Genomic DNA, 21,945 nt, shown 5'->3' with positions numbered 1-21,945 from the left:
CGAGAGGGTGCGAAATGTGAGATGTATAGCAATAATGAGCGATAAAATATATGGAAGCGAAGCGCGGATGTTTTGTTTTAGGCTGACGCGCGGCACATTGGCTTCGATCACCCATGGCGCATGATTTAACTGAACGGTCACCGTTTGTTTCGACGGGCGAAGTTCGTTTGTTTCCAAAAGGACCGTGCCATTCTCATCGTATAAGCGAAACGAAGCGTTTGGATAAACGATTTTCATACGATTTTGTATATAGTTTGTGCGCAGCTTGGCAACTAAAAAGCCGATCGTCTGTTTCTTTTGTTCATGGATAATCGGTGTAACAATCGTCGTTGTATGTTGACTGTCGATCATCGTCTGTTTTGTCGCTTTCGCTAACCGCATCGCCGGACTTGTACTTTCAGAAAAAAACGAAATGCGTTCAAAGCGAACGTCTTGTTTTTGCAGTTGTTGCAACAAATCATTCATTTCTTCTTTTTCTAGCTTTTTCGCATGTTTGCCGATCACGAGTGCCAACGTTTCAAGTCGGGCAGTCGTTTCCGCAAGAAAGCGGTCCAAATCATTTTTATGTATATTGGCAAACAGGCGCGTCTCTTCTATTTGTTCTTGTTGTTGCTGTGCATCTTGCCAAAGCACAATCCATGCGCTCCCAACGAGGCACGGCACAATGACAAGCAAAATGTACAGCCATCGTTTCGTTCTCCCTCTCTCCATATATGCCCCCTCGACAAAACAAAATTCAAGGAATATTATAACATAAACATGCGAAAATATTGTCTTGTTATGCTGAAGAAGAGAGTCATTTTGATAAAGACGGCGATATGGTGACGGGTTTTTATACGATCAGTGACGTCGAAATCAAAAAAGTTTTCAAAAATGAGAAAGGATACGAGTTAGATAAAGGGGACGTTATCAAAGTGATCGAAAATGGCGCGTTTGATAAAGAAACAAATACATTGTATGGTTCAGCAGGGTATCAGTTGATGAAGGATAATAAAAGCTATCTTTTGTTTTTAAGAAAAAGTACGACACATGATGAGTATACAATCAAAGGTGTATATTATGGAAAGGTGCCGTTAGCTAGTAATCAAATCGAATACGACGGTCATTTGAATAGTAGTAAGCAAGCAAATAATAAACAAATAGAAAAACTAAACCGAATATTTGAAGAGGCAAGGAAAAAATATAAAGAATAAAGATGGTGAGACTATGAACCCCCGCCAAATATGGACGGGGGTTTTGTTATGCCGACTGTTTTTGTTTCGTTTTATGTTCGCTTTGTTGTTTAAGAAGTAGCGGATAAAACAACAAGCTGCTTGCAAGCAAGGCGACGCCGAGCAAAAATGTTTTCATATCGGCTGTTCCTGCTTTGACGAGCCAAATGGAATAAACGGTCGCAAGAAGGGCGATGATGCCGTCTGTCATTCGTTGTTTCGTCGTTTCATATGTTTCACCCGTCCAAACGAGCTTCAATTGGAAGACGGAGGCGATGAAATACGGAACGAGATACGATAATGTTGCAATATAAATGACGAAATCAAATGCCGCTGCCATCGAGTTCGAAATCGTCGAAAAAATAAATAGCTGGGCGATCATATTTGAGACGATTAAAGAAAAACGCGGCATGCCTTTGTTGTTTTCTTGTAAAAAGGCGCGAATAAATAATCCTTGTTTCGCTGCTTGGTACGGCACTTCAGCACTTAAAAAAATCCAGCCGAGCGTTGAGCCGATTAAACTAATTAAACCGAGTCCGGCAAGCAGTTGCGATCCGATAGGACCTAATACCGTACCGATTGCATCGACGAGCGGTTTTTCAGATTGAATGAGCACATCTTGTTTTAACAGACCCATGACGAGTATGCTAATGCCAATATAAATGGCTAAAGCAATGAATAGTCCGACAATCGTTGCGCGTTTGACATCGCTTTGTTTTCGGGCACGCGAAGCAAAAACGATCGCTGATTCAATGCCGATAAACGCCCAAAGTGTGCTTAACGCGACGTTGTTAATTTGCGAAAGCAATCCGAGCGTATGACCTGCTTCATCGTAACGCGGAGCAACAAACGGTTGGACATAGCTTTTTTCAAACGCAAACAATCCGATAACAATGAATAAGAAAAAGCCAAGCACTTTCGTTGCCGTTGCGACAAAGTTCAACTTTCCGGCACTTTCTGCTCCTTGTAAAATGATCGCATGCATCATCCATAAAAGTGCGGTGCAGACGAGAAACGTGAGCAGATTGCCAAGTTTTAATGTAAATGAGCCAACAGAGAAGACGACATGTCCGCTCGTTAAAATAGGGAAGAACGTCGATAAATAACTAGCAAACGTCGTAATGATCGCAACGTTTCCAGCGACGTTGCCGATCCAATAGCCCCAAGAAGCCATAAAACCGGATAAAATGGATGCTTTTGAACCTTTCGGAAACAGTTCCTTCGCGTAAATTTGCGGTCCGCCGTTTAATTCCGGTTTACGAATAGCTAAATTGCCAAAAATGATGGCGATCGTGAGCACGCCAGCCCCTGTGATTAGCCATCCGAGCAGCACGCCGGCGGGGCTTGCCGCCTCAGCAAGCGAGCGCGGAAGCATAAAAATGCCCGATCCGACCATATTGCCGACAACGAGCGCTGTCAATAACCAAAACCCGAGTTGTTGTTGTTGTTTCATGTTCGTCATCCTTTCATTCATGATTATGGCGACGCAGGCGGGCGGAGGGCTGTTGTCATACGAAAAATAAAAAAGTGCACCCTAAGTTTTCAACGGGTGCACAATATATGACACATCCGCATCAAACTTAAGATCGATAGCTCTCCACCGCATGCGCGATGACAGTCCTGCACCTATTCGGTCACAGGCCCAGCTTATAGCGCCAGAGCACGCTATAAACTTCGGCGACAAATCCTTTCATCTCACTTCATCGACGTCTCTGCGTCTCGATGAAACTACTATTATTTGCCGCAACCTCTATCTCATCTTAGTTGACGAGAAAGATTTCGTATGCAGTTGACGTTACCATCGTACAAAAATCTTTTCCTCTCGTCAACGAAAAAATTTTTAGCACATATTTACAAGAAGGGAACAGAATATATAACCTCCACTTCCGCCGGAAAGGTCACGACAATTGTCGGTTTTTTATTGACGCGCTTTATCGTCATGCCTGATTATTTGTGGGATGATGAAAAAGAAATCGAACGGACGATTCAATTTTTAAGAAAACATGATAGGGCATTTTTCTATCATGTTTTTTTATTTTTTTTAAAAAAGGTCTTGAAAATCAAAAAAGGTCAAATTATAATAAAGACAGAAAGGTCAAATATAGTCAAAGTCAAAAGGAGGTTGGTGCCTATGATGTGCCAAGCATGTAAACAAAATAAAGCAAACGTCTTTTTACACGTGCAAGTAAACAACGAAAAACAACAATTACACCTTTGCGATGCGTGCTATGCAAAGCAAAAACAACAATTAAAAGTGCCAGCAGGATTCCACTTCGATCATTTCGATCAATTGTTCTCCGACTTCTTCGCACCGCTTGCTGAACCAACGGTTTCCCGCATCCAACATCACGAACAACAGCCAGAACGAAACGGATTGCTTGATCAATTCGGTCGCAACTTAACGCAATTAGCTAAAGCAGGATTGATCGACCCTGTCATCGGACGCGATAAAGAAATTGAACGCGTCATCGAAATTTTAAATCGTCGCAATAAAAACAATCCGGTGTTAATCGGTGAACCGGGCGTTGGGAAAACAGCGATCGTCGAAGGATTGGCGCTGAAAATCGTCGAAGGGGCTGTGCCTGCAAAACTATTAAACAAAGAAGTGTACGTGCTTGACGTCGCTTCGTTAGTCGCAAATACAGGCATTCGCGGTCAATTTGAAGAGCGAATGAAACAGCTCATTGCTGAATTGCAACAACGGAAAAACGTCATCTTATTCATCGACGAAATTCATTTACTCGTCGGTGCCGGTTCGGCCGAAGGTTCAATGGATGCAAGCAACATATTAAAGCCGACGCTCGCTCGCGGTGAATTACAAATCATCGGTGCAACGACGTTAAAAGAATATCGCAAAATTGAAAAAGACGCTGCGCTTGAACGCCGCTTCCAACCTGTGCTCATTCATGAACCGACGATCGAACAAGCGATCAACATTTTAAAAGGCATTCAGCCAAAATATGAACAATTCCACCAAGTGAAATATACAGATGAAGCGATTCACGCCTGCGTCACATTGTCACATCGCTACATCCAAGACCGCTTCCTTCCTGACAAAGCCATTGACTTGTTAGACGAAGCTGGTTCAAAAGTGAGCTTACAAGCGACGCCGACAAACAAGGAAGCGATTGAACAACGTCTCGAACAAATAAGAAAAGAAAAAGAAAAAGCCGCGCAAGAAGAAAATTACGAATTAGCGGCGAAATTGCGCACAGAAGAATTGAAACTTGAAAAACAATTACAACAAAACGGACAAGCGGAACAACCTGTCGTTGACGTCATTCACATTCAACAAATCATTGAAGAAAAAACAGGCATTCCAGTTGGCAAATTACAAGCCGATGAACATGCAAAAATGAAACATTTAGAAGAAAACTTAGCGAAAAAAGTGATCGGTCAAGAAGAAGCGGTGAAAAAAATCGCTAAAGCCATTCGCAGAAGCCGGGCAGGCTTAAAAGCGAAAAACCGTCCGATCGGTTCGTTCTTATTCGTCGGTCCGACTGGCGTCGGTAAAACAGAATTGTCGAAGACGCTTGCGGAAGAATTATTCGGCTCAAAAGATGCGATGATTCGCTTAGACATGAGCGAATATATGGAAAAACATGCGGTCTCCAAACTCATCGGTGCACCTCCTGGCTATGTCGGCCATGAAGAAGCTGGTCAATTAACGGAAAAAGTGCGCCGCAACCCTTACAGCATCATCTTGCTTGACGAAATGGAAAAAGCGCACCCAGATGTACAACATATGTTCTTGCAAATTTTAGAAGACGGTCGTTTAACAGATAGCCAAGGCCGTACCGTTAGCTTTAAAGACACGGTTATCATTATGACATCGAATGCGGGTACAAACATGGAAGGCGACTTGCTCCAACGTCTCAGTCTATACTTTAAACCAGAATTTTTAAACCGTCTCGATGCGATTATCGAATTTAAACCGCTTGAAAAAGCGCATATGCTGCAAATTGTTGACCTCATGCTTGCGGAGTTGCAACGTACGCTCGCTGAACAACATGTGACGATGACCATTAGCGACAAAGCGAAAGAAAAATTAGCTGAGCTCGGCTATCATCCAACGTTCGGCGCTCGTCCACTCCGCCGTGTCATTCAAGAACATGTCGAAGACGAAATTGCCGACGTGTTGCTTGATGAACAAGATGTGCGCACGATTCATATCGACGTAGAGGACGATCGCATCGTCGTAAAAGCTGAAAAACATGAGAAGGTGTCCTAAAAGATTTGGACACCTTCTTACATTTTCCAAATAGAAAAAGTTAAACGATCTTTCCTTTTAATTGTATAGCTTTTCCTTTCTTTTTAGATGGGTAAGTCCACTGAAAAGGAGTTCCCATTTGTCCTTCTACATTTTGTAATATATTCGTAATCAGTAGCGTTGCATAAAAAATAAAAACATTTTATGCAGAATTTTCTGAATAAAATATTTTATGATAAACGAAAAACAAGGCAGTAACCAACTAAAGGTGATCACTATCTATTTGGTAATAAATGTATTTGTTTTGTTGTTACATGGCTACTGCGCTTCGCCGACTTTTTTCAACTCATTCCCGTTGAATTCGTTCCACTATTTATCTTGTTTCATCTCTTCAATTCTTTGTGTAAATTTAACAGAATTGAGAGGAGTGACCCATTTACCAAATGAAGAAAATAGTGTATCCTTGTCCATTGTAGCAAACATTTGTGATCATTTTGTGAAACCATTGTAACATGGGAGGGGATTAAAATGAAAAAATGGCTACTGTTGTTTTCTGTTCTTCTGCTCGTTGTCGCTGGTTGCGCGAACAAATCTGAAGAAGAAGAGCTGGCGTATTTAGACGTAAAAATGGCGGTTGAAGAAAAGCTTCCAGCTAATCAAGAAGTCGAACTTGCTTGTTTTGTGACATACGGGGATGAAAAAGTGACCGATGCGTCGGAAGTGAAATTCGAAGTGTGGAAACATGGCGATGACAATCGCGAAATGATTGAAGGAAAGCATGCGGGCGACGGAAAGTATGTCGCGCGATATACGTTTTCAGACAAAGGGACGTATTCGGTTGTGGCACATGTGACAGCAAAAAATATGCACAATATGCCAAAAGTCGATATAGTTGTAGAATAAGAAAAACGGCGGAAAATATTCGCCGTTTTTTTCATATATATAGAAAAAATGGACGAGTGGGGGAGAGCGTATGTGGATGAGAGCCATTCAAATTGCGTTTGTATATGTCGGCACAGTCGTCGGTGCTGGATTTGCGACAGGAAAAGAAATTGTGCAATTTTTTACGCAGTACGGGGCGATTGCGGTCGTGACGATTGCAGTAAGTGGAGGGCTATTTATTTTTTTGGGGACGCGTTTAATGATCATGGCGAATCGGCTTCATGCGCGTTCATATGAACAATTCAATGTGTATTTGTTTGGGAAAGTGAGCGTCGTTGTCAATTTGTTTATGTTTGTTGTGCTATTTAGTGTCACCGCGGTCATGTTATCTGGAGCGGGGGCTGTATTTGAAGAGCAGCTTCATATGCGGGCGGATGTTGGACTTGCGCTAACTATGATTCTCGCGTTTGTGACGATGTTATTTGGCTTAAACGGCATTTTAAGTGTTAATATGATTGTTGTGCCGCTTATGATTATATTTAGTTTCGCCATATCGTTAATGAATGAAAGCGATCTCGTATGGACGAAACCGCCGCTGGCTGCTTTTTTTTCTCCGTTTGCGTATGTGGCGTTTAATTTAGCGATGGCCCAAGTCGTGCTCGTTCCGCTTGCGACAGAAGTAAAAGATGAAAAAACGATTCGGCTCGGTGGGGTGCTCGGCGGCGTGTTGCTTATGTTTATTTTATTAAGCAGCCATTTTGCGCTTTCTTTACTTCCAAATTTGCAGTCCTACAGCATTCCGATGGCAGAAGTGGTGAAACGTTCGCTCGCGTCGTTTTACGGGTTATATGTTGTGATCATTTACGGTGAAATTTTTTCATCGTTTGTTGCAGGGGTGTTCGGACTGCATCGAAAATTGGCGCTTTTTTTTCGCAAGCCCGTTTTTGTATTAATTGCGCTTTTGCTTGCGATGTATGCGTTTAGTTTAGTCGGGTATAACGCCTTACTTAGCGTGTTGTATCCATTATTTGGCTATATGAGCATCATATTTATTTTCTTGCTTTTCTATCGAAAAATGCCTAGCTAGAAAAAAAGAAGTGTAGTACATTGAATGTAAGGGGGGAGATCATGCGGCAAACGGTCATTGCAATGTTAGCTTTGCTTATTTTATTTACGCTTGAAACGTTCCACATCATTCAATGGTATCAGGCAAGTGCATGGCCGCTCATTGTATTTTCTTTCGGACTTATTGTTCATATATATGTGTTGAAGCGCGGCGTCCGCAAGCACGAAGCGTTTCTTTTATTTCCAGCAGCCATCGCGTTATGGATGGGGGCGCTTGGGTTTGGTCATTATTTTTTGCTTAACGAAGGAACGATGTACGTATTGGCGTTTACGATCGGCTTATTCGAATGGTGGATGTTTAGCGATGAAGCATGGTTAAAAACGCCGCTTCTCTTTTGTTTCGGATGTAGCGTTGTGGCTAGTTTAGAAGCAGGAAATTTGTTTTTACTTCTTTTGCTTGTCATTGCCGGCATCGGTGCATATGTTTATCGAACAAAAAACGAGCGAGCCAATGCACATTAGGCTCGCTTTTGTCGTTTTTGTGAAATACCAAAACGATGCAAAATTTGTTTGAGCTGGCGCACTTCTTCTGCAAGCACAGCTGCTTCTTTTGCGACTCGTTGCACTTTTTGCAATGCCCTTTTTGCTTGTTTCGATTGTGGCAATATCTTCCCTCCTTTTCCCCTTATTTCAAATATACATAATTTTCTGATAATAAAAAAGTCATAAAACAGAAAAATGAACAAATGATAAAAAGGGAGGTGGGATCAATGACCCAGTCAAAAAGACAAAAGGAGCGGCAATGGACAGTTCGCAAGCAAGCGCAAAATGAACCGCACGGGAAAGTGAAGTCGTTTGAACAACTGGCAAAAGAGGAAAAATAAATGGAAAAGGCTGTCCCAAGGAAGTTTGTGACAGCCTTTTGCGTCGTTATTTTGCTTTTAGTGCACGAATTTCGTTTTCATGTACAAGTGATCGAACAGCAAGCGACTGAATCGCAAGCTCGTGTCGTGCTTGGGTTGCGATGACATCTTCAAGCTTCTCGGACATTTCAGCGAGGTTTTGCTTGATCGTTGGAATTTCGTTGACTGCTTCTAGTATTTCGAATACAGCTTGTTTAATGAGAGGAAGATCTGCGATGTCATCTTTTGTAGCCATTGTTTGTTCAATATGCTCGATGCGCTTGTCGATGGCAGCAATATCGTCTTTCGTAGCCATTGTTTGTTCAATATGCTCGATGCGCTTGTCCATGGCAGCTATATCGTCTTTCGTAGCCATGCGTTTTTCGATGTTAGCGATGTCATCTTTCGTGGCCATGCGGCGTTCAATGTCGGCGATATCGTCTTTTGTAGCCATTGTTTGTTCGATATGTCCGATGCGCTTGTCCATGGCAGCCATATCATCTTTTGTCGCCATTGTTTGTTCGATATGCTCGATGCGCTTGTCCATGGCAGCCATATCGTCTTTTGTCGCCATACGTTTTTCGATGTTAGCGATGTCATCTTTTGTGGCCATGCGGCGTTCAATGTCGGCAATATCGTCTTTTGTCGCCATGCGTTCACGCATCAATGCGAGTTCATCGAAAATACGTTTTAGCATTTCATCCACTTTCACTCACCTCCCCCGACACGATTATATCACCAGATCATAGGAAAATCGACATAATAAAAAGATGCCTCAAACGGTATGAGGCATCCGAATGTTTAATAATTTAAATCAATACGAATTCCTTTGACGCTATATAAAATATTTTCAGCGATGTTTGTGACATGGTCGCCAGCGCGTTCAAGGTTGCGTGTGACAAAAGACAATTGCGTAATTTGGTTTGTAAATTCCGGTTTTTCGCTCATTAAATCAATTAATTCTTGAATAATTTTTCCTTGCAGTTCATCTACGCGGTCGTCTTCAAGCGCAATGCGTTTCGCTTCTTCAATGTCATCATTATGGAACGCATGAAGCGCATGTTCTAACATTTCATTGACGATCGCTGCCATTTCAGGAATGTGCACGATCGGTTTAACCTGTGGTTCTGTGCCGATAAATTTGACGGATTTCGCAATATTGACAGCAATGTCGCCGATGCGTTCAACATCCGATGAAATTTTTAGCGCAACAATTAAACGGCGCAAATCGGATGCGACAGGTTGTTGTTTTAAAATCGTCATAATCGCAAGCTCATTAATTTCGCGCTCTAGTTCATTAATTTTTTTATCATGTTCAATAATTTCATCTGCTTTTGCGATATTTTGCGTTTTTAGCGCTTCGATTGACTCATGTAGCGCTTGTTGAGAAGCAGATACCATTGTCATTAATTTTTCGCGCAGTTGTTTTAGAGCTGCATCAAATGTAGGACGTTTTGTCATGTTAAGTCACCTAACTTTTTTGTTGTTATTATATCCTGAAAACTGTTCACAAATAAAGCATAATTTTTTTGTAGAATGAATATACGTTTTGTGATATATTGTTAGGCGTACAATTGAAGAAGAATTCTACGCCACTTGCGTAGGAGAGGTTCTAGAACACCCTCTATAAAAAAACTAGGGATGGCTATGTCCTTAGTGGGTATAGCTTTTTTGTTTTAGAACGCTCTTTCTTCTCATGATGTAGGAAAGGAGAGCGAAGGATGAAAAAAGAAAAAGCAGTTGTCGTTTTTAGCGGTGGTCAAGATAGCACAACATGCTTATTTTGGGCGAAAAAGCATTTTGATGAAGTCGAAGCGGTGACGTTCGATTACAACCAACGTCATCGGCTTGAAATTGACGTCGCTTCATCGATCACAAAAGAGCTCGGTGTGCCGCATACGGTGCTTGATATGTCGCTATTAAATCAACTAGCGCCAAATGCGCTCACAAGAAGCGACATTGCGATCGAACAAAAAGAAGGACAATTGCCATCAACGTTTGTTGATGGGCGCAATTTATTATTTTTATCGTTTGCGGCGGTGCTTGCGAAACAAAAAGGAGCACGCCATCTGGTGACAGGTGTATGTGAAACGGACTTTAGCGGCTACCCAGATTGCCGTGATGTATTTATTAAATCGCTAAACGTCACGCTTAACTTAGCGATGGATTACCAATTTGTCATTCATACGCCGCTTATGTGGTTAAATAAAGCGGAAACGTGGAAGCTTGCTGATGAGTTGGGGGCGCTTGAGTTCGTGCGCACAAAAACGCTCACATGCTACAACGGCATAATCGCAGACGGCTGTGGCGAATGCCCGGCATGCGTGTTACGCAAACGCGGTTTCGACCAGTATATGAATGAGAAGAAAGGAGCAGATGCGCAATGATTCAACAAATTTATCCGCAAGTCATTCACCCGTTTCGCTATGAGTTAAATAAAGATATGCAAATTGCGGCGGCACACTTCATCCCGCATGAAGCAGCAGGGCAATGTGCGAATATGCACGGTCATACGTATTTTGTCAACATTACTGTTGCGGGTGATGAACTCGATGATTCCGGTTTTTTAATTAACTTTCAACAGTTGAAAAAAATTGTCCACAACCGCTTTGATCATACAGTAATGAACGACCATAAAGACTTATTTAGCGATATAGAGGCAGAACATTTTCCGACGACAGAAGTGGTGGCGCGCAAAATTGCGGAAATTGTTCAAGCGCATTTAGACACGCTGCCAAACAAACCGACGTGCGTCCAAGTGTTTGTACGAGAGTCCCCAACAAGCTATGTCGTATATCGTCCGAAAGCAGGGAAACAATAATGGAGCGCATTCCGGTCATTGAAATTTTTGGCCCGACGATTCAAGGAGAAGGGATGGTCATCGGGCAAAAAACGATGTTTGTGCGCACGGCGGGATGCGACTATCGTTGTCGTTGGTGCGACTCATCGTTTACGTGGGACGGCTCAGCTAAACATGAAATTAAACAAATGACTGCTGAAGACATTTGGCAACAGATGAAACAGCTTGGCGGCGACCGTTTCAATCATGTGACGATTTCTGGGGGCAACCCTGCGTTATTAAAAGGACTTCGTGCGCTTATTTCGTTGCTAAAAGAACATGGGATGCGCATCGGCTTAGAGACGCAAGGAAGCGTATGGCAAGATTGGTTTTATGACATCGACGATTTAACGATTTCACCAAAGCCGCCAAGCTCAAACATGGCAACAAACTTTGCAACGCTTGATATGATCATGAATCGATTAGCGGCGCATCGCGGACATGTGAGCTTAAAAGTCGTCGTGTTTGACGATGCTGATTTTGCTTATGCAACAACCGTACATCAGCGCTACCCAACCGTCCCGTTTTACGTGCAAGTCGGTAACGATGACATACACGAGGTGGATGACGTTGCGCTTCGCCTCAAACTATTGCAAAAGCTTGAATGGCTCGTTGACAAAGTAGTACAGTCTAAAGAGATGAACAACGTCCGCGTATTGCCACAACTACACACATTATTATGGGGCAATCGCCGCGGCGTATAAATAAAGGAGGAAGGAATCATGAGAAAAGAAGAGGAATTACAAGGCGTCACACTTCTTGGCAACCAAGGAACGAAATACGTATTCGAATACAACCCAGACATTCTTGAAGTGTTTGACAACAAACATCCAGACCGCGACTATTTCGTCAAATTTAACTGTCCGGAGTTTACGAGCTTGTGTCAATGAGGGCACACTTCAGTGGTGACACTGTCGGCTAAACCTTGTGAATTCAGGGAAAGAGAAAAAGGGTGGAAATTATCTGAATTTTTATGTACAATACAAACATAGGAACATACGTTTGTGGAGGTGTTTGTATTGTACAATACGCCTTGGAGAGATAAGGAATGGTTTACTAAGCAGTTTATTTACATTGGGAAGAGTATTCATGAGTTGTCCATTGAATTAGGTATGGATTGGTCTAGTCTTGAAAGATGGAGACAAATTCATGGGCTACCTAAGCACTCAGAGAAAGAAAAGATTATTGAAGAGTATGGATTAGATGTTTTTGAAAATGTTCTCCGTGTCATCGTAATATCCATCGGCAAGAGAATTACTATACGAGGATGGAACAAGAAAATCGCCTTATCTATTTATTAGAACCCTATTTCTCCAACCCTGAGCCAAGCCTTAAAGAAGAAAGGGCAATGTATGCAGCCATGTTCTTTAAGGAAGGTGCAGAGACTATCGAAATCACTTTATCACGAAGCGAGTAAAGGTAGTGATAGAGGAAGAGAGTAGAGTACACCACGAAGTATAGTGGTGGAAGCGCAAGGGTTCTTATTCGATATCGCAGTCGAATAAGAATAAGATATAGTCCACCTGCTTTATAAGAAGCAGTTGCCTAAAACCGGACAACCAGATTTTGCAACAATTTACATTAGTTACATTCCTGATAAAAAATGTGTTGAAAGCAAGTCGCTGAAATTATATTTATTTAGCTTCCGCAACCATGGTGATTTCCATGAAGATTGCGTCAATATTATTATGAACGATTTAATTCGCGTGATGGAGCCGCGTTATATTGAAGTATGGGGCAAATTTACGCCGCGCGGCGGCATTTCGATTGACCCATATTGTAACTGGGGACGACCAGGAACAAAATATGAACAAATGGCGGAATATCGTTTGTTAAATCACGATTTATATCCTGAAAAAGTAGATAATCGTTAATGGGGCTGGCTTGCATAAGTCAGCCTTAAAAAATTCAAAAATAATAGCTAGTTTTTTTTCGTAAACGGGTATATAATGACAAATTGTTACGAACCTTTTTTCGTCTGGGGGGTCTTCATTTGGGACAGAGAACTGCTCTTGTGATCGGAGCAAGCGGATTAGTCGGAGGCGAGCTTCTCCAACGGTTGCTTCGTTCAGAGCATTATGAACGAGTGACGGTGTTTGTTCGACAGCCGATGGCATGCAAACATGAAAAATTACAACAAGTCGTCGTTAATTTTGACCACATCGAACAATATGAAGAATATTTCCATGTTGACGATGTGTTTAGCTGTTTAGGGACGACGATGAAAAAAGCGAAAACGAGAAAACAATTTATTAAAGTTGATTACGAATATACGCTGCGTGCCGCAAAACTAGCAGAAAAATGCCATGTCAAAACGTTTTTATTCGTTTCTGCCATTGGCGCTCATCCGCACTCGATGTTTTTTTACAATCGCGTGAAAGGAGAAACAGAAGAGGCGTTGCAGCGGCTTACCATCCGTTCGCTCCACATTTTCCGTCCGTCTTTGTTGACGGGAGAACGACAAGAATTTCGCATCGGTGAAAAAGCAGCGGAATGGCTTTGTCATGGATTTTCGTTTGCGTTTGTCGGCAAGTGGGAAAAATATAAACCGATTGCGGCAAAACAAGTGGCAGAAGCGATGTATCATGCGGCGCTTTCGGAAAAGCAAGGAGTATACATTTACGAATGCAACGAAATGAAAGAGCAATGTAAACAACAAAGAGGGCTGTCTCATCAACAATAAGCAGCCCTCTTTTCATTACTCAACAATTTTGTAATTTTTATGGTTGACGACTGTCCGTTCTTGCAAGTCGAGTTCTTTATAGTTTTCCATGTACGTTAAATCGACAATAACGGAATTTTCGTTTACCTTCTCAACAATCCCCCGCAACCCATTTTTAAATTCAATGACGTCGCCAATTTGCGCTTTTTTCATTGAAAATCCCCTTTACTTTTGAATTTTTAAACCTTTTTTCTATTTTGCATGATTTTTCCTCGTTCGTAAAGGGCATTTTCAACTATTTTTAACGCTGTGGCCAATACGGCATCGGCATGCCTGGCATCATTTGCGGCATTTGTTGCGGCATTTGTTGCGGCATTTGTTGCGGCATTTGTTGCGGCATTTGTTGCGGCATCATTGGCCCCATCGGCCCCATTGGTCCCATCGGCCACATCTGTCCCATCGGCCCCATTGGTCCCATCGGCCACATCTGTCCCATTGGCATACAACGCTCGCAATCGTCTGGCATCATTTGCGGCATTTGCTGCGGCATCATTTGTTCGTCTAAGCGAAAAGGATCGTACATATTCCAGTCATTCATTGTTCATCTTCCTTTCTTTCATTTAGAATCCACCAACATTGTATGTGTGTTTTTCATAGACGTGTGCCAATATAGAAAAATTAGGCATTTGCACACCGTATTGACAACGATTTGAAAGCACGCTAAAACAAAGAAAGGAGGGATGAACATGACTGAGCAAGAAGCGAAGCAACTCATCCAACAGCTGCGTGCACGAGACATTCCACATTTGCTTGTGAAAAAAGAGCATTTTTTAACGTTTCGTCACGTGCTCGTCCAACAAGAAGATTTTAAACATTTTCGTGGCGTTGCCCAGCGCGGCGGCGATGTCATGTACTACTACATGGACCAACCTCGCAGTTAACGTACCGTTTTAGCTTTTTTACAGCCGACATGCGCCATTGTTTGACGGCACTGACGGTGACGCCTTCTTCAGCAGCGATTTGTTTCAACGTTTTTCCTTCGATCACGTGACGAATGAGCCATATTCGCTCGCGCGGCGTTAAGTATTGCATCGCGTCTTCCCAAACGATGTCGGCCAAAAAATCGACATCTTCTTTTAGCACATATGAATCGGGCAACGGAACGTGTACGTTTGTCGTTTCTTGACGCAACTGCGATACCATGCGCCAACGAATCATTTTAAAAGCGAACGAACAAAATGAGCCTTTCGTTTCATCGTATCGTTCATACGCTTCCCAAAGCGCGATCAAACCAATTTGCACATAATCATCGACATGGCGACGAATATGTAACTTGCGAATCATATAAGAAATAAGCGGACGATATTGGTCGACGATTGTTTCAAACGACATAGCCATTCCTTCCTTGAAGGCGCGCCCTCAGCTATTCCGCGGTACATTTAGCCTATCAAAACGGCTTCGTTTATGCGAAAAATAAAACAGGCGGAAACAACTAATTTATTAGTCGCATATACATCGTTTGCCTTAAGGAAATGTAAAAAATGGGGCAGAAAACGGACGGAAAATCAAGTATTTGCCAAAAAAATGTTTTGAACAATGGAAATTTTTTATGCTATAATAATAAAAAATGGAAAGGCATGAGCAAGATGAAAATACGAAAAACATCCATTCAGCAAGATTCTACCCAACAACATGTGTACATTTATGAAAACAAAAAAGAACAATATATGATCGTTGCCATTCCTTATTTAGAATGGTCTATACATGTCACTTATGACGATTTAGTCGATATTGAATCGCGACTACAACAATCGCTTGAAAAAGTGTTAGCGAACGAGCACGTCTTGCCGCTTGTGGCGAAGATAGCGCAATGGATCAGGGAAATGTAAGGAAGGTTTCGTTGCTAGATGAAATACGCTGTTTCCCTGTATGTTGTCGTAAGTATCGTTTGGATTGTATTGACAGACTTTTACGTAGAACTGTTACCGATTCCACCACATATGAAACTGTACGTTCAGATGTTCAAAGGTGCACTTTTTGTTATTTTATCTGCGGTATTTATGTATATCGCTTTAAAAAAACATCGCCAGTTAAAGCAAATGAGCGAAAGCGAGAAAGAATTGTTAACGCTCATTCATGCGATGCCTGATTTCGTATCATTTAAAGATGGACAAGGCCGCTGGTTAAGGGTTAACGATTTCGGTTTAAAACTGTACGGGCTTGAGCACGTCGATTACAAAGGAAAAACCGATGCCGAGCTTGCGGAATACACTCCTCATTTTCGCGAAGCTTTGTTATATTGCATCGATTCTGATGAAGAGGCGTGGCGAGCAAAAACAGTAACGCGCGCAGAAGAGTCGTTTCCGACGCCAAACGGTGAAATGAAAACGTTTGACGTCATTAAAGTGCCACTATTTCATGAAAACGGCAAACGCAAAGGGCTTGTCGTCATCGGACGCGACATTACACAACAAAAAGTTGCTGAGCAGCTGTTGTTGAAAAAAGAAAAGCTATCGGTTATTGGAGAGTTGGCAGCGGGCATCGCCCATGAAATTCGCAATCCGTTAACGTCCATTAAAGGCTTTTTACAAATGATGAAAGAGACGAAAGAAGTAGACGAACGTTTCGTGCAAATTATGTTAGATGAAATTGAACGTGTCAACCAAATCGTCAGCCAGCTTCTCGTGCTGGCTAAACCGCAAATGAAAGCGTACAAACCGCTCGCTTTGCACGATGTGATCGACTATGTCATCGGGCTGTTTACGTACGAAGCGATTTTACAAAACGTACAACTAAAATACGAGCCGCGCACGTCCGCCGTCGTATTCGGGGATAAAAATGAACTCATTCAAGTGTTTGTGAACGTCGTGAAAAACGCATTAGAAGCGATGCCAAGAGGAGGAACGCTCACCATCTCCGCCAAAGATGAAGCTGACTGCGTGTATGTCATCGTCGAAGATACAGGAAAAGGTATTGAACAAGAGCGTTTAAAACATATCGGCGAACCGTTTTATACATTGAAAGAAAAAGGAATGGGGCTTGGTTTAACGACAAGCATGAAAATTGTTCACGAACATAAAGGCACGATGCAAATCGAAAGCGAAGTCGGCAAAGGAACGCGGGTGCATATCACGTTGCCACGCTATAAAAATGACCCGTCTTAAAACGGGTCATTTTTATCACTCTACCCATGTCGTTAATTTGTCAATTGGTAAACGATATGACGGATGAGCAGGAGCGCTCGCTTTACCGATCGTAATGAGCATAACCGGAATGTAGCGATGAGGGATGTCGAATGCTTTCATAAATGCTTGTGTGTCAAAGCCGCCGATGGCGCACGTATCAAACCCTTCCGCTTTTGCCGCAAGCATGAATTGCATCGCAGCCAATGATGCGTTTGTGAAAGCCGCATCGCGCGCATATTGTTTGTTTGTATACGCATGTTCAATTTGTTTTGTGAGTGTTTCTTTCACTTCTTTTGTTATTTTCCCTTCTGCGACAAGCGGATCATATACCGCATCTGTTTTTTTATTGGCTTCTAAGTCACCAAGCACCGCAACAACGGCAGACGCATCAACGATTTGTTGTTGATTGTAAGCGATCGGGAGAAGTTTTTGTTGCGCTTCTTTTCCGTAGATGACGACGAAATGCCAATGTTGCAAATTCCAAGCAGAAGGTGCCTTGCCTGCTAACTGTAACAGTTTCGTTAATTGTTCTTTCGAAATTGTTGCAGTTGGATCATATTTTCGAACGGATTGTCGTTGTTCAATAACCGAAAGCATATATATCCTCCTTTTATACAAACAAAAATATCTTTACTTACTTTTTATCAGTAACAATATTTATGTTAATTTAACTACAATAGGTTTGTCAAATTTCATGTATAGGGTGATTATTGATGGAACATTCGCATGTCTGTCCGAAAATTGAAGCAGCGTTTCAGCTGCTTGGGAAGCGATGGAATGGACTTATTATTCACGTTTTATTTCGCGGACCGCTTCGGTTTAAAGATTTAGCAGAAAGCATTCCAGAAATTAGCCAAAAAATGTTAACAGAACGATTAAAAGAGTTAGAAGAAGAACAAATTGTCGTTCGTCATGTGTATCCTGAAAAGCCTGTCCGCATTGAATATGAATTGACGGAAAAAGGCAAAGATTTGCACATTGTGATGGAAGCTGTGCAAGTATGGGCAGAAAAATGGATGTAGTCCCTAACCTTTTACGCTCGTCGTTGCGATAGTAATAAGTGAAAGGAGGGGAGAGACATGCTTCAACATTCTCAACTTCGCTTAACGTTTGAAGTCGGTGTGACAGAAACGGGCAAACCGCTATATAAAAACAAAACGTATACGATTAAACCGAACGCAACGGAAAGCTCGCTCGTCTCTGTCGCCCAAGCGCTTGCCTCTTTGCAAAGTGCTCCGCTCGTTCACGTGTATCGCAACGATGTGCATGTATTAGGCGAATAAGGAGGGATAACAAGTGAAAACGCTTGAATTACAGTTTGTGAATGAAGAAGGAAAGACGGTTCGCTTAAGCGTTGATGCCCCGCGCGACGATGTGACAGAAACACAAGTGGCTAACGTGATGGACGTGATCATTGCGGCAAACGTCTTTCCATCGAGCGGCGGCGATCTTATCGCGAAAAAGGGAGCGCGCCTCATTGACACAACTGTGACACAATGGACGTTTGCGTAAGCCGTTTAGGTGCCCTCATGTAAAGGGCACCTTATTATGTATATCACATAGAAAGGGATGAGCAAGATGGAAGCATATTTGTCACTTCTTTCCGATGTCGGTTTTCCGATTGCGGTGACGTTTTATTTGCTGCATCGGATTGAAGGCAAATTAGATGCCATCATCGACTCGATTCGCACGTTAGGCGAGCAATGGAAAACACCTAGCTAAATGGGTGTTTTCTTTTTATTTTTTTGTTTTTTCCTCATGCTTTTCGATTTTACGAATGTATTGTCTCGGTTGAAACGGCTCATAATGCCTTTCGTTTACCGTCGCGTAAATGGAAGGCTCAATCTTTTTCTCCACTGTATCATAGTTATCGATCATGATGGTCAACATAAGGAAAAGAATCATTGCGTTACTCCTTTCTTTCTTTTATCATTTATTGTGAAAAAAATGAAACTTTTTATACATATGACTCGTATAAAAAAGAGGATTGTTATGTTAGAAGGGGGTTGATTTTTTTATGTCAACATTACATATGACGATGTTGGCGCCATTTTTGTTGGCGATACTTGTTCCGCTTTTATACAAATTTGTTCGTTCGCTTCATGTCGGATGGTTTGTTCTTCCACTCCCTATCGCGCTATTCATTTATTTTTTGTCTTACATGGACGAAGTGCGCAAATATGAAGTTGTTCGAGCAACGATGCCTTGGATTCCGTCGCTCGACATTTCGTTCGACGCATATGTCGATGGATTAAGTTTGTTGTTTGCCCTATTGATTACCGGAATCGGTTCGCTCGTTGTACTATATTCCATTTACTACTTACAAAAAGGAAAAGAACAGCTTGGCAACTTTTACGTCTACTTGCTTTTATTTATGGGCGCAATGCTTGGGGTCGTGTTATCCGATCACCTCATTGCGCTATACGTCTTTTGGGAGCTGACGTCTATTTCTTCGTTTTTGCTCATCGCTTATTGGTATAAACGTGATCGTTCGCGCTATGGGGCGCAGAAATCGATGCTTATTACGATGTTTGGCGGACTGCTTATGCTCGGTGGATTTGTTGCGCTTGCGATCGCAGGTGGAACGTATAACATTCATGAGCTCATGCATACACCATTAACGGAACATCCGCTTTTTATCCCCGCACTTTTCCTTATTTTGTTTGGTGCTTTTACGAAATCAGCGCAATTTCCGTTTTACATTTGGTTGCCTGATGCGATGGAAGCGCCGACGCCTGTCAGCGCCTATTTGCATTCTGCCACAATGGTGAAAGCAGGAATTTATTTAATTGCACGTTTGACACCGATTTTTGCGGTTTCATCTGTCTGGGTTTGGACAGTTGCGCTCGTCGGGCTTGTAACGTTATTTTGGGCATCGTTTTTAGCATCGAAACAAACCGATTTAAAAGCAATTTTAGCTTACTCAACTGTCAGCCAGCTCGGGCTCATTACATCGCTTTTAGGCGTCGGTGGGCTTGCGTTTCATTACGATTGGATGGAAGAAAATTTATTTATGGTCGCAGTTTTAGCAGCGATTTTCCATCTGTTTAACCACGCGACGTTTAAAGGGAGTTTATTTATGGTTGTCGGCATCGTCGATCATGAAACGGGGACGCGTGACATTCGACGGCTTGGCGGATTAATGACGATCATGCCGATCACGTTTACAATCGCATTGATCGGCTCGCTTTCGATGGCAGGCTTGCCACCATTTAACGGTTTTTTAAGTAAAGAAATGTTTTTTACCGCCATGTTGCGTGCAAAAGACGTACAAGCATGGGCTGTTATTTTACCCGTTGTTGCTTGGGTAGCGAGCATTTTTACGTTTTTATACAGCGTATTGTTAGTGAGTCGAACATTTTTTGGAACGTACAAGCCACATTTATTAGAAAAAGAAGCGCATGAAGCGCCGCTTGGCATGCTCGTTGCACCGATCGTGTTAGCGTCGCTCGTTGTAGTCATTGGCATTGTGCCAAACGTATTGTCCGACTCCGTATTAGCTCCGGCCGTATATGCGGTGTTATATGGATTGTTTGCACCAAATGAAGCGCTTGATGTGTATATTTCTCATTGGCATGGCTTTACGCCAGAGTTGTTTATGACGATCGGCGTATTATTATTTGGTTTAGTGCTATATCGTACGTTTCCAAAATGGAAAAAAATATATTATCGTTTATCCGAACGGATGTCGCTTAACTTTTTTTACGATCAATCGTTCGTCTGGATGGAAAGGGGATCACAGTCGCTCATGTCGCGCATTATGACCGGCTCGATGCGCACGTATTTAGTGTACATTTTTACGGCGAGTGTTGCTTTGCTTCTGTTTACGGTCGGTTTGAAAAAACAATGGCATATCGATTTAAGTCATTTGGCGTCTGTGCGAGTGTATGAAATCGTATTGGCAGTTGCCATGGTCGTTGCAACAGTGACAACAGTTGTTGCTAAATCGCGTTTAACAGCGATCGTTTCACTAGGGGCGGTCGGTTATGGGGTCGCGTTATTTTTCGTGCTATTTCGTGCCCCGGATTTAGCATTGACGCAGCTTGTGATCGAAACGATTTCTGTCGCGCTCTTCTTGCTTTGCTTTTATCATTTGCCAAAGTTTAGCCAAAAGCAAGAAAGCGTCGGTTTTCACTTAGGAAATGCCTTCATTTCGATTGCGGTTGGCGTGACAATGAGCGTCATTGCCTTTTTGGCGTACGCCGGAAAGCATTTCGATTCGATTTCACAATATTATGTCGACAATACGTATGAAAAAGCGGGCGGGAAAAATATGGTGAACGTCATTTTAGTTGATTTCCGTGGCTTTGATACGTTGTTTGAAATATGTGTGTTAGCGATTGCTGCTCTAGGTATTTACGCAATGGTGAAATTGCGGCTCGCGAAGGAGGAGGAAAAATGAGGCGAAATGATGTCATTTTGCGGACAATCACAGCTGTCGTCGTACCAATCATCGTATTGTTTTCGATTCAACTGTTTTTTGCGGGTCATTATTATCCGGGCGGTGGATTTATTGGGGGATTGATGACTGCTGGTGCGATCGTGTTGTTGCTTTTGGCGTTCGACATTGAAACGGTTCGTAAAATGATTCCGATTAATTATAAATGGCTTGTCGCCATCGGATTGTTGTTTGCGGTCGGAACGGGCATGAGCAGCATGTTTCTTGACCGCCCGTTTTTAACGCATGCGTATCAATACGTTCATTTGCCGTTACTTGATCATACATCGCTTCATACGGCTGTCTTGTTCGATTTAGGGGTATATTTTGTCGTTATTGGCGTGACGATGATTATTATCGAAACGATAGGGGAGAGTCAACAACCCAATGACTAAAGTCATGGGCTTGTAAGCCCCATGTTGACCAGACCAAGGCTTGAAACAGAGCCTACGTTATAGATGTCATGACACGTTCGGGTGCTTCTCCAGCCCGTTCCTCTGTCGTGCAAGGTTAAACAAGCGTGGTGGGTAGCGCTAGTGTCTTGCACATAA

30 protein-coding genes, 3 pseudogenes and 2 riboswitches are annotated in these 21,945 nt (G+C 42.4%); of the genes and pseudogenes, 22 read left to right on the top strand and 11 right to left on the bottom strand.

The window, feature by feature from the left end; all coding sequences use genetic code 11:
• Positions 1–711: pseudogene (locus ABEV15_RS11500) on the bottom strand (ATP-binding protein); the annotation flags it as partial.
• Positions 712–770: 59 nt separating this feature from the next.
• Here ABEV15_RS11500 and ABEV15_RS11495 point away from each other — a divergent pair.
• Positions 771–1,193, top strand: coding sequence for a hypothetical protein (locus ABEV15_RS11495; RefSeq protein WP_498853275.1), 423 nt, complete (start codon positions 771–773; stop codon positions 1,191–1,193).
• A 46-nt stretch (positions 1,194–1,239) separates the two neighbouring features.
• Here ABEV15_RS11495 and ABEV15_RS11490 read toward each other — a convergent pair whose 3' ends face one another.
• Positions 1,240–2,664 (bottom strand): amino acid permease, encoded by a 1,425-nt coding sequence (locus ABEV15_RS11490; RefSeq protein WP_498853274.1) that lies wholly within the window; start codon positions 2,662–2,664, stop codon positions 1,240–1,242.
• A gap of 129 nt (positions 2,665–2,793) precedes the next feature.
• Positions 2,794–2,972: riboswitch (Lysine riboswitch) on the bottom strand.
• A gap of 370 nt (positions 2,973–3,342) precedes the next feature.
• Between ABEV15_RS11490 and ABEV15_RS11485 the strand changes: the two genes are divergently transcribed.
• Entirely contained in the window at positions 3,343–5,442 is a 2,100-nt protein-coding gene (locus tag ABEV15_RS11485) for an ATP-dependent Clp protease ATP-binding subunit (RefSeq protein WP_429632098.1), read from the top strand.
• A 40-nt stretch (positions 5,443–5,482) separates the two neighbouring features.
• Here ABEV15_RS11485 and ABEV15_RS11480 read toward each other — a convergent pair whose 3' ends face one another.
• Positions 5,483–5,584 (bottom strand): MspI family type II restriction endonuclease, encoded by a 102-nt coding sequence (locus ABEV15_RS11480; protein WP_498853277.1) that lies wholly within the window; start codon positions 5,582–5,584, stop codon positions 5,483–5,485.
• 365 nt (positions 5,585–5,949) lie between these two features.
• Between ABEV15_RS11480 and ABEV15_RS11475 the strand changes: the two genes are divergently transcribed.
• From ABEV15_RS11475 to ABEV15_RS11465, 3 genes are all read left to right on the top strand, one after another.
• Entirely contained in the window at positions 5,950–6,324 is a 375-nt protein-coding gene (locus tag ABEV15_RS11475; protein ID WP_498853273.1) for a FixH family protein, read from the top strand.
• 70 nt (positions 6,325–6,394) lie between these two features.
• Positions 6,395–7,390, top strand: a complete 996-nt coding sequence (locus ABEV15_RS11470) for a YkvI family membrane protein (protein ID WP_498853272.1) — start codon at positions 6,395–6,397, stop codon at positions 7,388–7,390.
• Between the two features lie 41 nt (positions 7,391–7,431).
• Positions 7,432–7,890 (top strand): hypothetical protein, encoded by a 459-nt coding sequence (locus ABEV15_RS11465; RefSeq protein WP_429634238.1) that lies wholly within the window; start codon positions 7,432–7,434, stop codon positions 7,888–7,890.
• Here the strand turns inward: ABEV15_RS11465 and ABEV15_RS11460 are convergent.
• The gene (locus ABEV15_RS11460) at positions 7,887–8,033 is read right to left on the bottom strand and encodes a hypothetical protein (protein WP_498853271.1); all 147 of its coding nucleotides are present in this window, start codon (positions 8,031–8,033) and stop codon (positions 7,887–7,889) included. The genes ABEV15_RS11465 and ABEV15_RS11460 overlap by 4 nt on opposite strands.
• 105 nt (positions 8,034–8,138) lie before the next feature.
• Between ABEV15_RS11460 and ABEV15_RS11455 the strand changes: the two genes are divergently transcribed.
• Positions 8,139–8,252 (top strand): DUF6254 family protein, encoded by a 114-nt coding sequence (locus ABEV15_RS11455; protein WP_003396753.1) that lies wholly within the window; start codon positions 8,139–8,141, stop codon positions 8,250–8,252.
• 46 nt (positions 8,253–8,298) lie between these two features.
• Here ABEV15_RS11455 and ABEV15_RS11450 read toward each other — a convergent pair whose 3' ends face one another.
• Together ABEV15_RS11450 and phoU are read right to left on the bottom strand one after the other, a co-directional pair.
• Positions 8,299–8,967 carry a hypothetical protein gene (locus tag ABEV15_RS11450; protein ID WP_498853276.1) on the bottom strand — a complete coding sequence of 223 codons (669 nt, stop codon included), beginning with the start codon at positions 8,965–8,967 and terminating at the stop codon, positions 8,299–8,301.
• A 104-nt stretch (positions 8,968–9,071) separates the two neighbouring features.
• Positions 9,072–9,731: a phosphate signaling complex protein PhoU gene (phoU, locus tag ABEV15_RS11445; protein WP_429631953.1), complete on the bottom strand. Its 660-nt coding sequence runs from the start codon at positions 9,729–9,731 to the stop codon at positions 9,072–9,074.
• A 139-nt stretch (positions 9,732–9,870) separates the two neighbouring features.
• A riboswitch (PreQ1 riboswitch) is annotated at positions 9,871–9,915 on the top strand.
• Between the two features lie 76 nt (positions 9,916–9,991).
• Here phoU and queC point away from each other — a divergent pair.
• The 7 genes and pseudogenes from queC (at position 9,992) to ABEV15_RS11410 (ending at position 13,792) form a co-directional block, all read left to right on the top strand.
• Entirely contained in the window at positions 9,992–10,657 is a 666-nt protein-coding gene (queC, locus tag ABEV15_RS11440; RefSeq protein WP_498853270.1) for a 7-cyano-7-deazaguanine synthase QueC, read from the top strand.
• The gene (queD, locus tag ABEV15_RS11435) at positions 10,654–11,091 is read left to right on the top strand and encodes a 6-carboxytetrahydropterin synthase QueD (RefSeq protein WP_429631957.1); all 438 of its coding nucleotides are present in this window, start codon (positions 10,654–10,656) and stop codon (positions 11,089–11,091) included. Before queC ends, queD begins: the two co-directional genes overlap by 4 nt.
• A complete protein-coding gene (gene queE, locus ABEV15_RS11430; protein WP_498853269.1) occupies positions 11,091–11,813 on the top strand; it encodes a 7-carboxy-7-deazaguanine synthase QueE in 723 nt (240 codons plus the stop codon). Before queD ends, queE begins: the two co-directional genes overlap by 1 nt.
• A gap of 18 nt (positions 11,814–11,831) precedes the next feature.
• Positions 11,832–11,993, top strand: a pseudogene (locus ABEV15_RS11425) (preQ(1) synthase); the annotation flags it as partial.
• Between the two features lie 135 nt (positions 11,994–12,128).
• Positions 12,129–12,410, top strand: a complete 282-nt coding sequence (locus ABEV15_RS11420; RefSeq protein ID WP_498853268.1) for a hypothetical protein — start codon at positions 12,129–12,131, stop codon at positions 12,408–12,410.
• A 243-nt stretch (positions 12,411–12,653) separates the two neighbouring features.
• Positions 12,654–12,983 (top strand): annotated as a pseudogene (gene queF, locus ABEV15_RS11415) (preQ(1) synthase); the annotation flags it as partial.
• Between the two features lie 119 nt (positions 12,984–13,102).
• The gene (locus tag ABEV15_RS11410) at positions 13,103–13,792 is read left to right on the top strand and encodes an oxidoreductase (RefSeq protein WP_498853267.1); all 690 of its coding nucleotides are present in this window, start codon (positions 13,103–13,105) and stop codon (positions 13,790–13,792) included.
• 15 nt (positions 13,793–13,807) lie between these two features.
• On the opposite strand, the gene ABEV15_RS11405 is transcribed toward ABEV15_RS11410, so the two are convergent.
• Together ABEV15_RS11405 and ABEV15_RS11400 are read right to left on the bottom strand one after the other, a co-directional pair.
• Positions 13,808–13,984 carry a YkvS family protein gene (locus tag ABEV15_RS11405; protein WP_003396733.1) on the bottom strand — a complete coding sequence of 59 codons (177 nt, stop codon included), beginning with the start codon at positions 13,982–13,984 and terminating at the stop codon, positions 13,808–13,810.
• Between the two features lie 88 nt (positions 13,985–14,072).
• A complete protein-coding gene (locus ABEV15_RS11400) occupies positions 14,073–14,369 on the bottom strand; it encodes a hypothetical protein (protein WP_498853266.1) in 297 nt (98 codons plus the stop codon).
• Between the two features lie 148 nt (positions 14,370–14,517).
• Here ABEV15_RS11400 and ykzS point away from each other — a divergent pair, with 148 nt between their 5' ends.
• Complete coding sequence (gene ykzS / locus ABEV15_RS11395) at positions 14,518–14,712, top strand: protein YkzS (RefSeq protein ID WP_429631967.1); 195 nt, start codon at positions 14,518–14,520, stop codon at positions 14,710–14,712.
• Here ykzS and ABEV15_RS11390 read toward each other — a convergent pair.
• Positions 14,678–15,163 carry a sigma-70 family RNA polymerase sigma factor gene (locus ABEV15_RS11390; protein ID WP_498853265.1) on the bottom strand — a complete coding sequence of 162 codons (486 nt, stop codon included), beginning with the start codon at positions 15,161–15,163 and terminating at the stop codon, positions 14,678–14,680. The two genes, ykzS and ABEV15_RS11390, sit on opposite strands and share 35 nt — an antisense overlap.
• Positions 15,164–15,417: 254 nt before the next feature.
• On the opposite strand from ABEV15_RS11390, the gene ABEV15_RS11385 reads away from it, so the two are divergent.
• On the top strand, positions 15,418–15,660 hold the full coding sequence (locus ABEV15_RS11385) for a YueH family protein (protein WP_498853264.1): 243 nt from the start codon (positions 15,418–15,420) through the stop codon (positions 15,658–15,660).
• An 18-nt stretch (positions 15,661–15,678) separates the two neighbouring features.
• Complete coding sequence (locus tag ABEV15_RS11380) at positions 15,679–16,935, top strand: ATP-binding protein (RefSeq protein WP_498853263.1); 1,257 nt, start codon at positions 15,679–15,681, stop codon at positions 16,933–16,935.
• Positions 16,936–16,950: 15 nt separating this feature from the next.
• Here the strand turns inward: ABEV15_RS11380 and ABEV15_RS11375 are convergent, their stop codons facing one another.
• Positions 16,951–17,553: a nitroreductase family protein gene (locus tag ABEV15_RS11375; protein WP_498853262.1), complete on the bottom strand. Its 603-nt coding sequence runs from the start codon at positions 17,551–17,553 to the stop codon at positions 16,951–16,953.
• A gap of 116 nt (positions 17,554–17,669) precedes the next feature.
• Here ABEV15_RS11375 and ABEV15_RS11370 point away from each other — a divergent pair, with 116 nt between their 5' ends.
• From ABEV15_RS11370 to ABEV15_RS11355, 4 genes are all read left to right on the top strand, one after another.
• Entirely contained in the window at positions 17,670–17,978 is a 309-nt protein-coding gene (locus ABEV15_RS11370; RefSeq protein ID WP_429631977.1) for a winged helix-turn-helix transcriptional regulator, read from the top strand.
• 57 nt (positions 17,979–18,035) lie between these two features.
• The gene (locus ABEV15_RS11365; protein ID WP_192949190.1) at positions 18,036–18,239 is read left to right on the top strand and encodes a DUF1659 domain-containing protein; all 204 of its coding nucleotides are present in this window, start codon (positions 18,036–18,038) and stop codon (positions 18,237–18,239) included.
• Positions 18,240–18,252: 13 nt separating this feature from the next.
• Positions 18,253–18,468, top strand: coding sequence for a DUF2922 domain-containing protein (locus tag ABEV15_RS11360; RefSeq protein WP_004891406.1), 216 nt, complete (start codon positions 18,253–18,255; stop codon positions 18,466–18,468).
• 66 nt (positions 18,469–18,534) lie between these two features.
• On the top strand, positions 18,535–18,678 hold the full coding sequence (locus ABEV15_RS11355; RefSeq protein WP_004891403.1) for a YvrJ family protein: 144 nt from the start codon (positions 18,535–18,537) through the stop codon (positions 18,676–18,678).
• Positions 18,679–18,693: 15 nt separating this feature from the next.
• On the opposite strand, the gene ABEV15_RS11350 is transcribed toward ABEV15_RS11355, so the two are convergent.
• The gene (locus ABEV15_RS11350; protein ID WP_164875837.1) at positions 18,694–18,861 is read right to left on the bottom strand and encodes a hypothetical protein; all 168 of its coding nucleotides are present in this window, start codon (positions 18,859–18,861) and stop codon (positions 18,694–18,696) included.
• A 112-nt stretch (positions 18,862–18,973) separates the two neighbouring features.
• On the opposite strand from ABEV15_RS11350, the gene ABEV15_RS11345 reads away from it, so the two are divergent.
• Positions 18,974–21,358, top strand: coding sequence for a Na+/H+ antiporter subunit A (locus ABEV15_RS11345; protein WP_498853261.1), 2,385 nt, complete (start codon positions 18,974–18,976; stop codon positions 21,356–21,358).
• Positions 21,355–21,789: a Na(+)/H(+) antiporter subunit B gene (locus tag ABEV15_RS11340; RefSeq protein ID WP_498853260.1), complete on the top strand. Its 435-nt coding sequence runs from the start codon at positions 21,355–21,357 to the stop codon at positions 21,787–21,789. The genes ABEV15_RS11345 and ABEV15_RS11340 overlap by 4 nt, the downstream gene beginning before the upstream one ends.
• The last annotated feature ends 156 nt before the right edge of the window (positions 21,790–21,945 follow it).

Origin of the sequence: Bhargavaea massiliensis (assembly GCF_050480245.1) — a bacterium.
Lineage (GTDB): Bacteria > Bacillota > Bacilli > Bacillales > Anoxybacillaceae > Anoxybacillus.
Note: the sequence above shows the minus strand (reverse complement) of the source record. Positions and strands in the feature narration are given on the sequence as shown.

Excerpts from the sequence above, each read along its gene's own strand:
- ABEV15_RS11490 (WP_498853274.1), bottom strand. The coding sequence starts at position 2,664 with ATGAAACAACAACAACAACTCGGGTTTTGGTTATTGACAGCGCTCGTT.
- ABEV15_RS11400 (WP_498853266.1), bottom strand. The coding sequence starts at position 14,369 with ATGAATGACTGGAATATGTACGATCCTTTTCGCTTAGACGAACAAATG.
- ABEV15_RS11465 (WP_429634238.1), top strand. The coding sequence starts at position 7,432 with ATGCGGCAAACGGTCATTGCAATGTTAGCTTTGCTTATTTTATTTACG.
- ABEV15_RS11380 (WP_498853263.1), top strand. The coding sequence starts at position 15,679 with ATGAAATACGCTGTTTCCCTGTATGTTGTCGTAAGTATCGTTTGGATT.
- ABEV15_RS11350 (WP_164875837.1), bottom strand. The coding sequence starts at position 18,861 with ATGATTCTTTTCCTTATGTTGACCATCATGATCGATAACTATGATACA.
- queC (WP_498853270.1), top strand. The coding sequence starts at position 9,992 with ATGAAAAAAGAAAAAGCAGTTGTCGTTTTTAGCGGTGGTCAAGATAGC.
- ABEV15_RS11405 (WP_003396733.1), bottom strand. The coding sequence starts at position 13,984 with ATGAAAAAAGCGCAAATTGGCGACGTCATTGAATTTAAAAATGGGTTG.
- ABEV15_RS11450 (WP_498853276.1), bottom strand. The coding sequence starts at position 8,967 with ATGCTAAAACGTATTTTCGATGAACTCGCATTGATGCGTGAACGCATG.
- phoU (WP_429631953.1), bottom strand. The coding sequence starts at position 9,731 with ATGACAAAACGTCCTACATTTGATGCAGCTCTAAAACAACTGCGCGAA.
- ABEV15_RS11390 (WP_498853265.1), bottom strand. The coding sequence starts at position 15,163 with ATGTCGTTTGAAACAATCGTCGACCAATATCGTCCGCTTATTTCTTAT.
- ABEV15_RS11365 (WP_192949190.1), top strand. The coding sequence starts at position 18,036 with ATGCTTCAACATTCTCAACTTCGCTTAACGTTTGAAGTCGGTGTGACA.
- ABEV15_RS11355 (WP_004891403.1), top strand. The coding sequence starts at position 18,535 with ATGGAAGCATATTTGTCACTTCTTTCCGATGTCGGTTTTCCGATTGCG.
- ABEV15_RS11375 (WP_498853262.1), bottom strand. The coding sequence starts at position 17,553 with ATGCTTTCGGTTATTGAACAACGACAATCCGTTCGAAAATATGATCCA.
- ABEV15_RS11485 (WP_429632098.1), top strand. The coding sequence starts at position 3,343 with ATGATGTGCCAAGCATGTAAACAAAATAAAGCAAACGTCTTTTTACAC.
- ABEV15_RS11345 (WP_498853261.1), top strand. The coding sequence starts at position 18,974 with ATGTCAACATTACATATGACGATGTTGGCGCCATTTTTGTTGGCGATA.
- ABEV15_RS11470 (WP_498853272.1), top strand. The coding sequence starts at position 6,395 with ATGTGGATGAGAGCCATTCAAATTGCGTTTGTATATGTCGGCACAGTC.
- ABEV15_RS11370 (WP_429631977.1), top strand. The coding sequence starts at position 17,670 with ATGGAACATTCGCATGTCTGTCCGAAAATTGAAGCAGCGTTTCAGCTG.
- queD (WP_429631957.1), top strand. The coding sequence starts at position 10,654 with ATGATTCAACAAATTTATCCGCAAGTCATTCACCCGTTTCGCTATGAG.
- ABEV15_RS11455 (WP_003396753.1), top strand. The coding sequence starts at position 8,139 with ATGACCCAGTCAAAAAGACAAAAGGAGCGGCAATGGACAGTTCGCAAG.
- ABEV15_RS11385 (WP_498853264.1), top strand. The coding sequence starts at position 15,418 with ATGAAAATACGAAAAACATCCATTCAGCAAGATTCTACCCAACAACAT.
- queE (WP_498853269.1), top strand. The coding sequence starts at position 11,091 with ATGGAGCGCATTCCGGTCATTGAAATTTTTGGCCCGACGATTCAAGGA.
- ABEV15_RS11475 (WP_498853273.1), top strand. The coding sequence starts at position 5,950 with ATGAAAAAATGGCTACTGTTGTTTTCTGTTCTTCTGCTCGTTGTCGCT.
- ykzS (WP_429631967.1), top strand. The coding sequence starts at position 14,518 with ATGACTGAGCAAGAAGCGAAGCAACTCATCCAACAGCTGCGTGCACGA.
- ABEV15_RS11340 (WP_498853260.1), top strand. The coding sequence starts at position 21,355 with ATGAGGCGAAATGATGTCATTTTGCGGACAATCACAGCTGTCGTCGTA.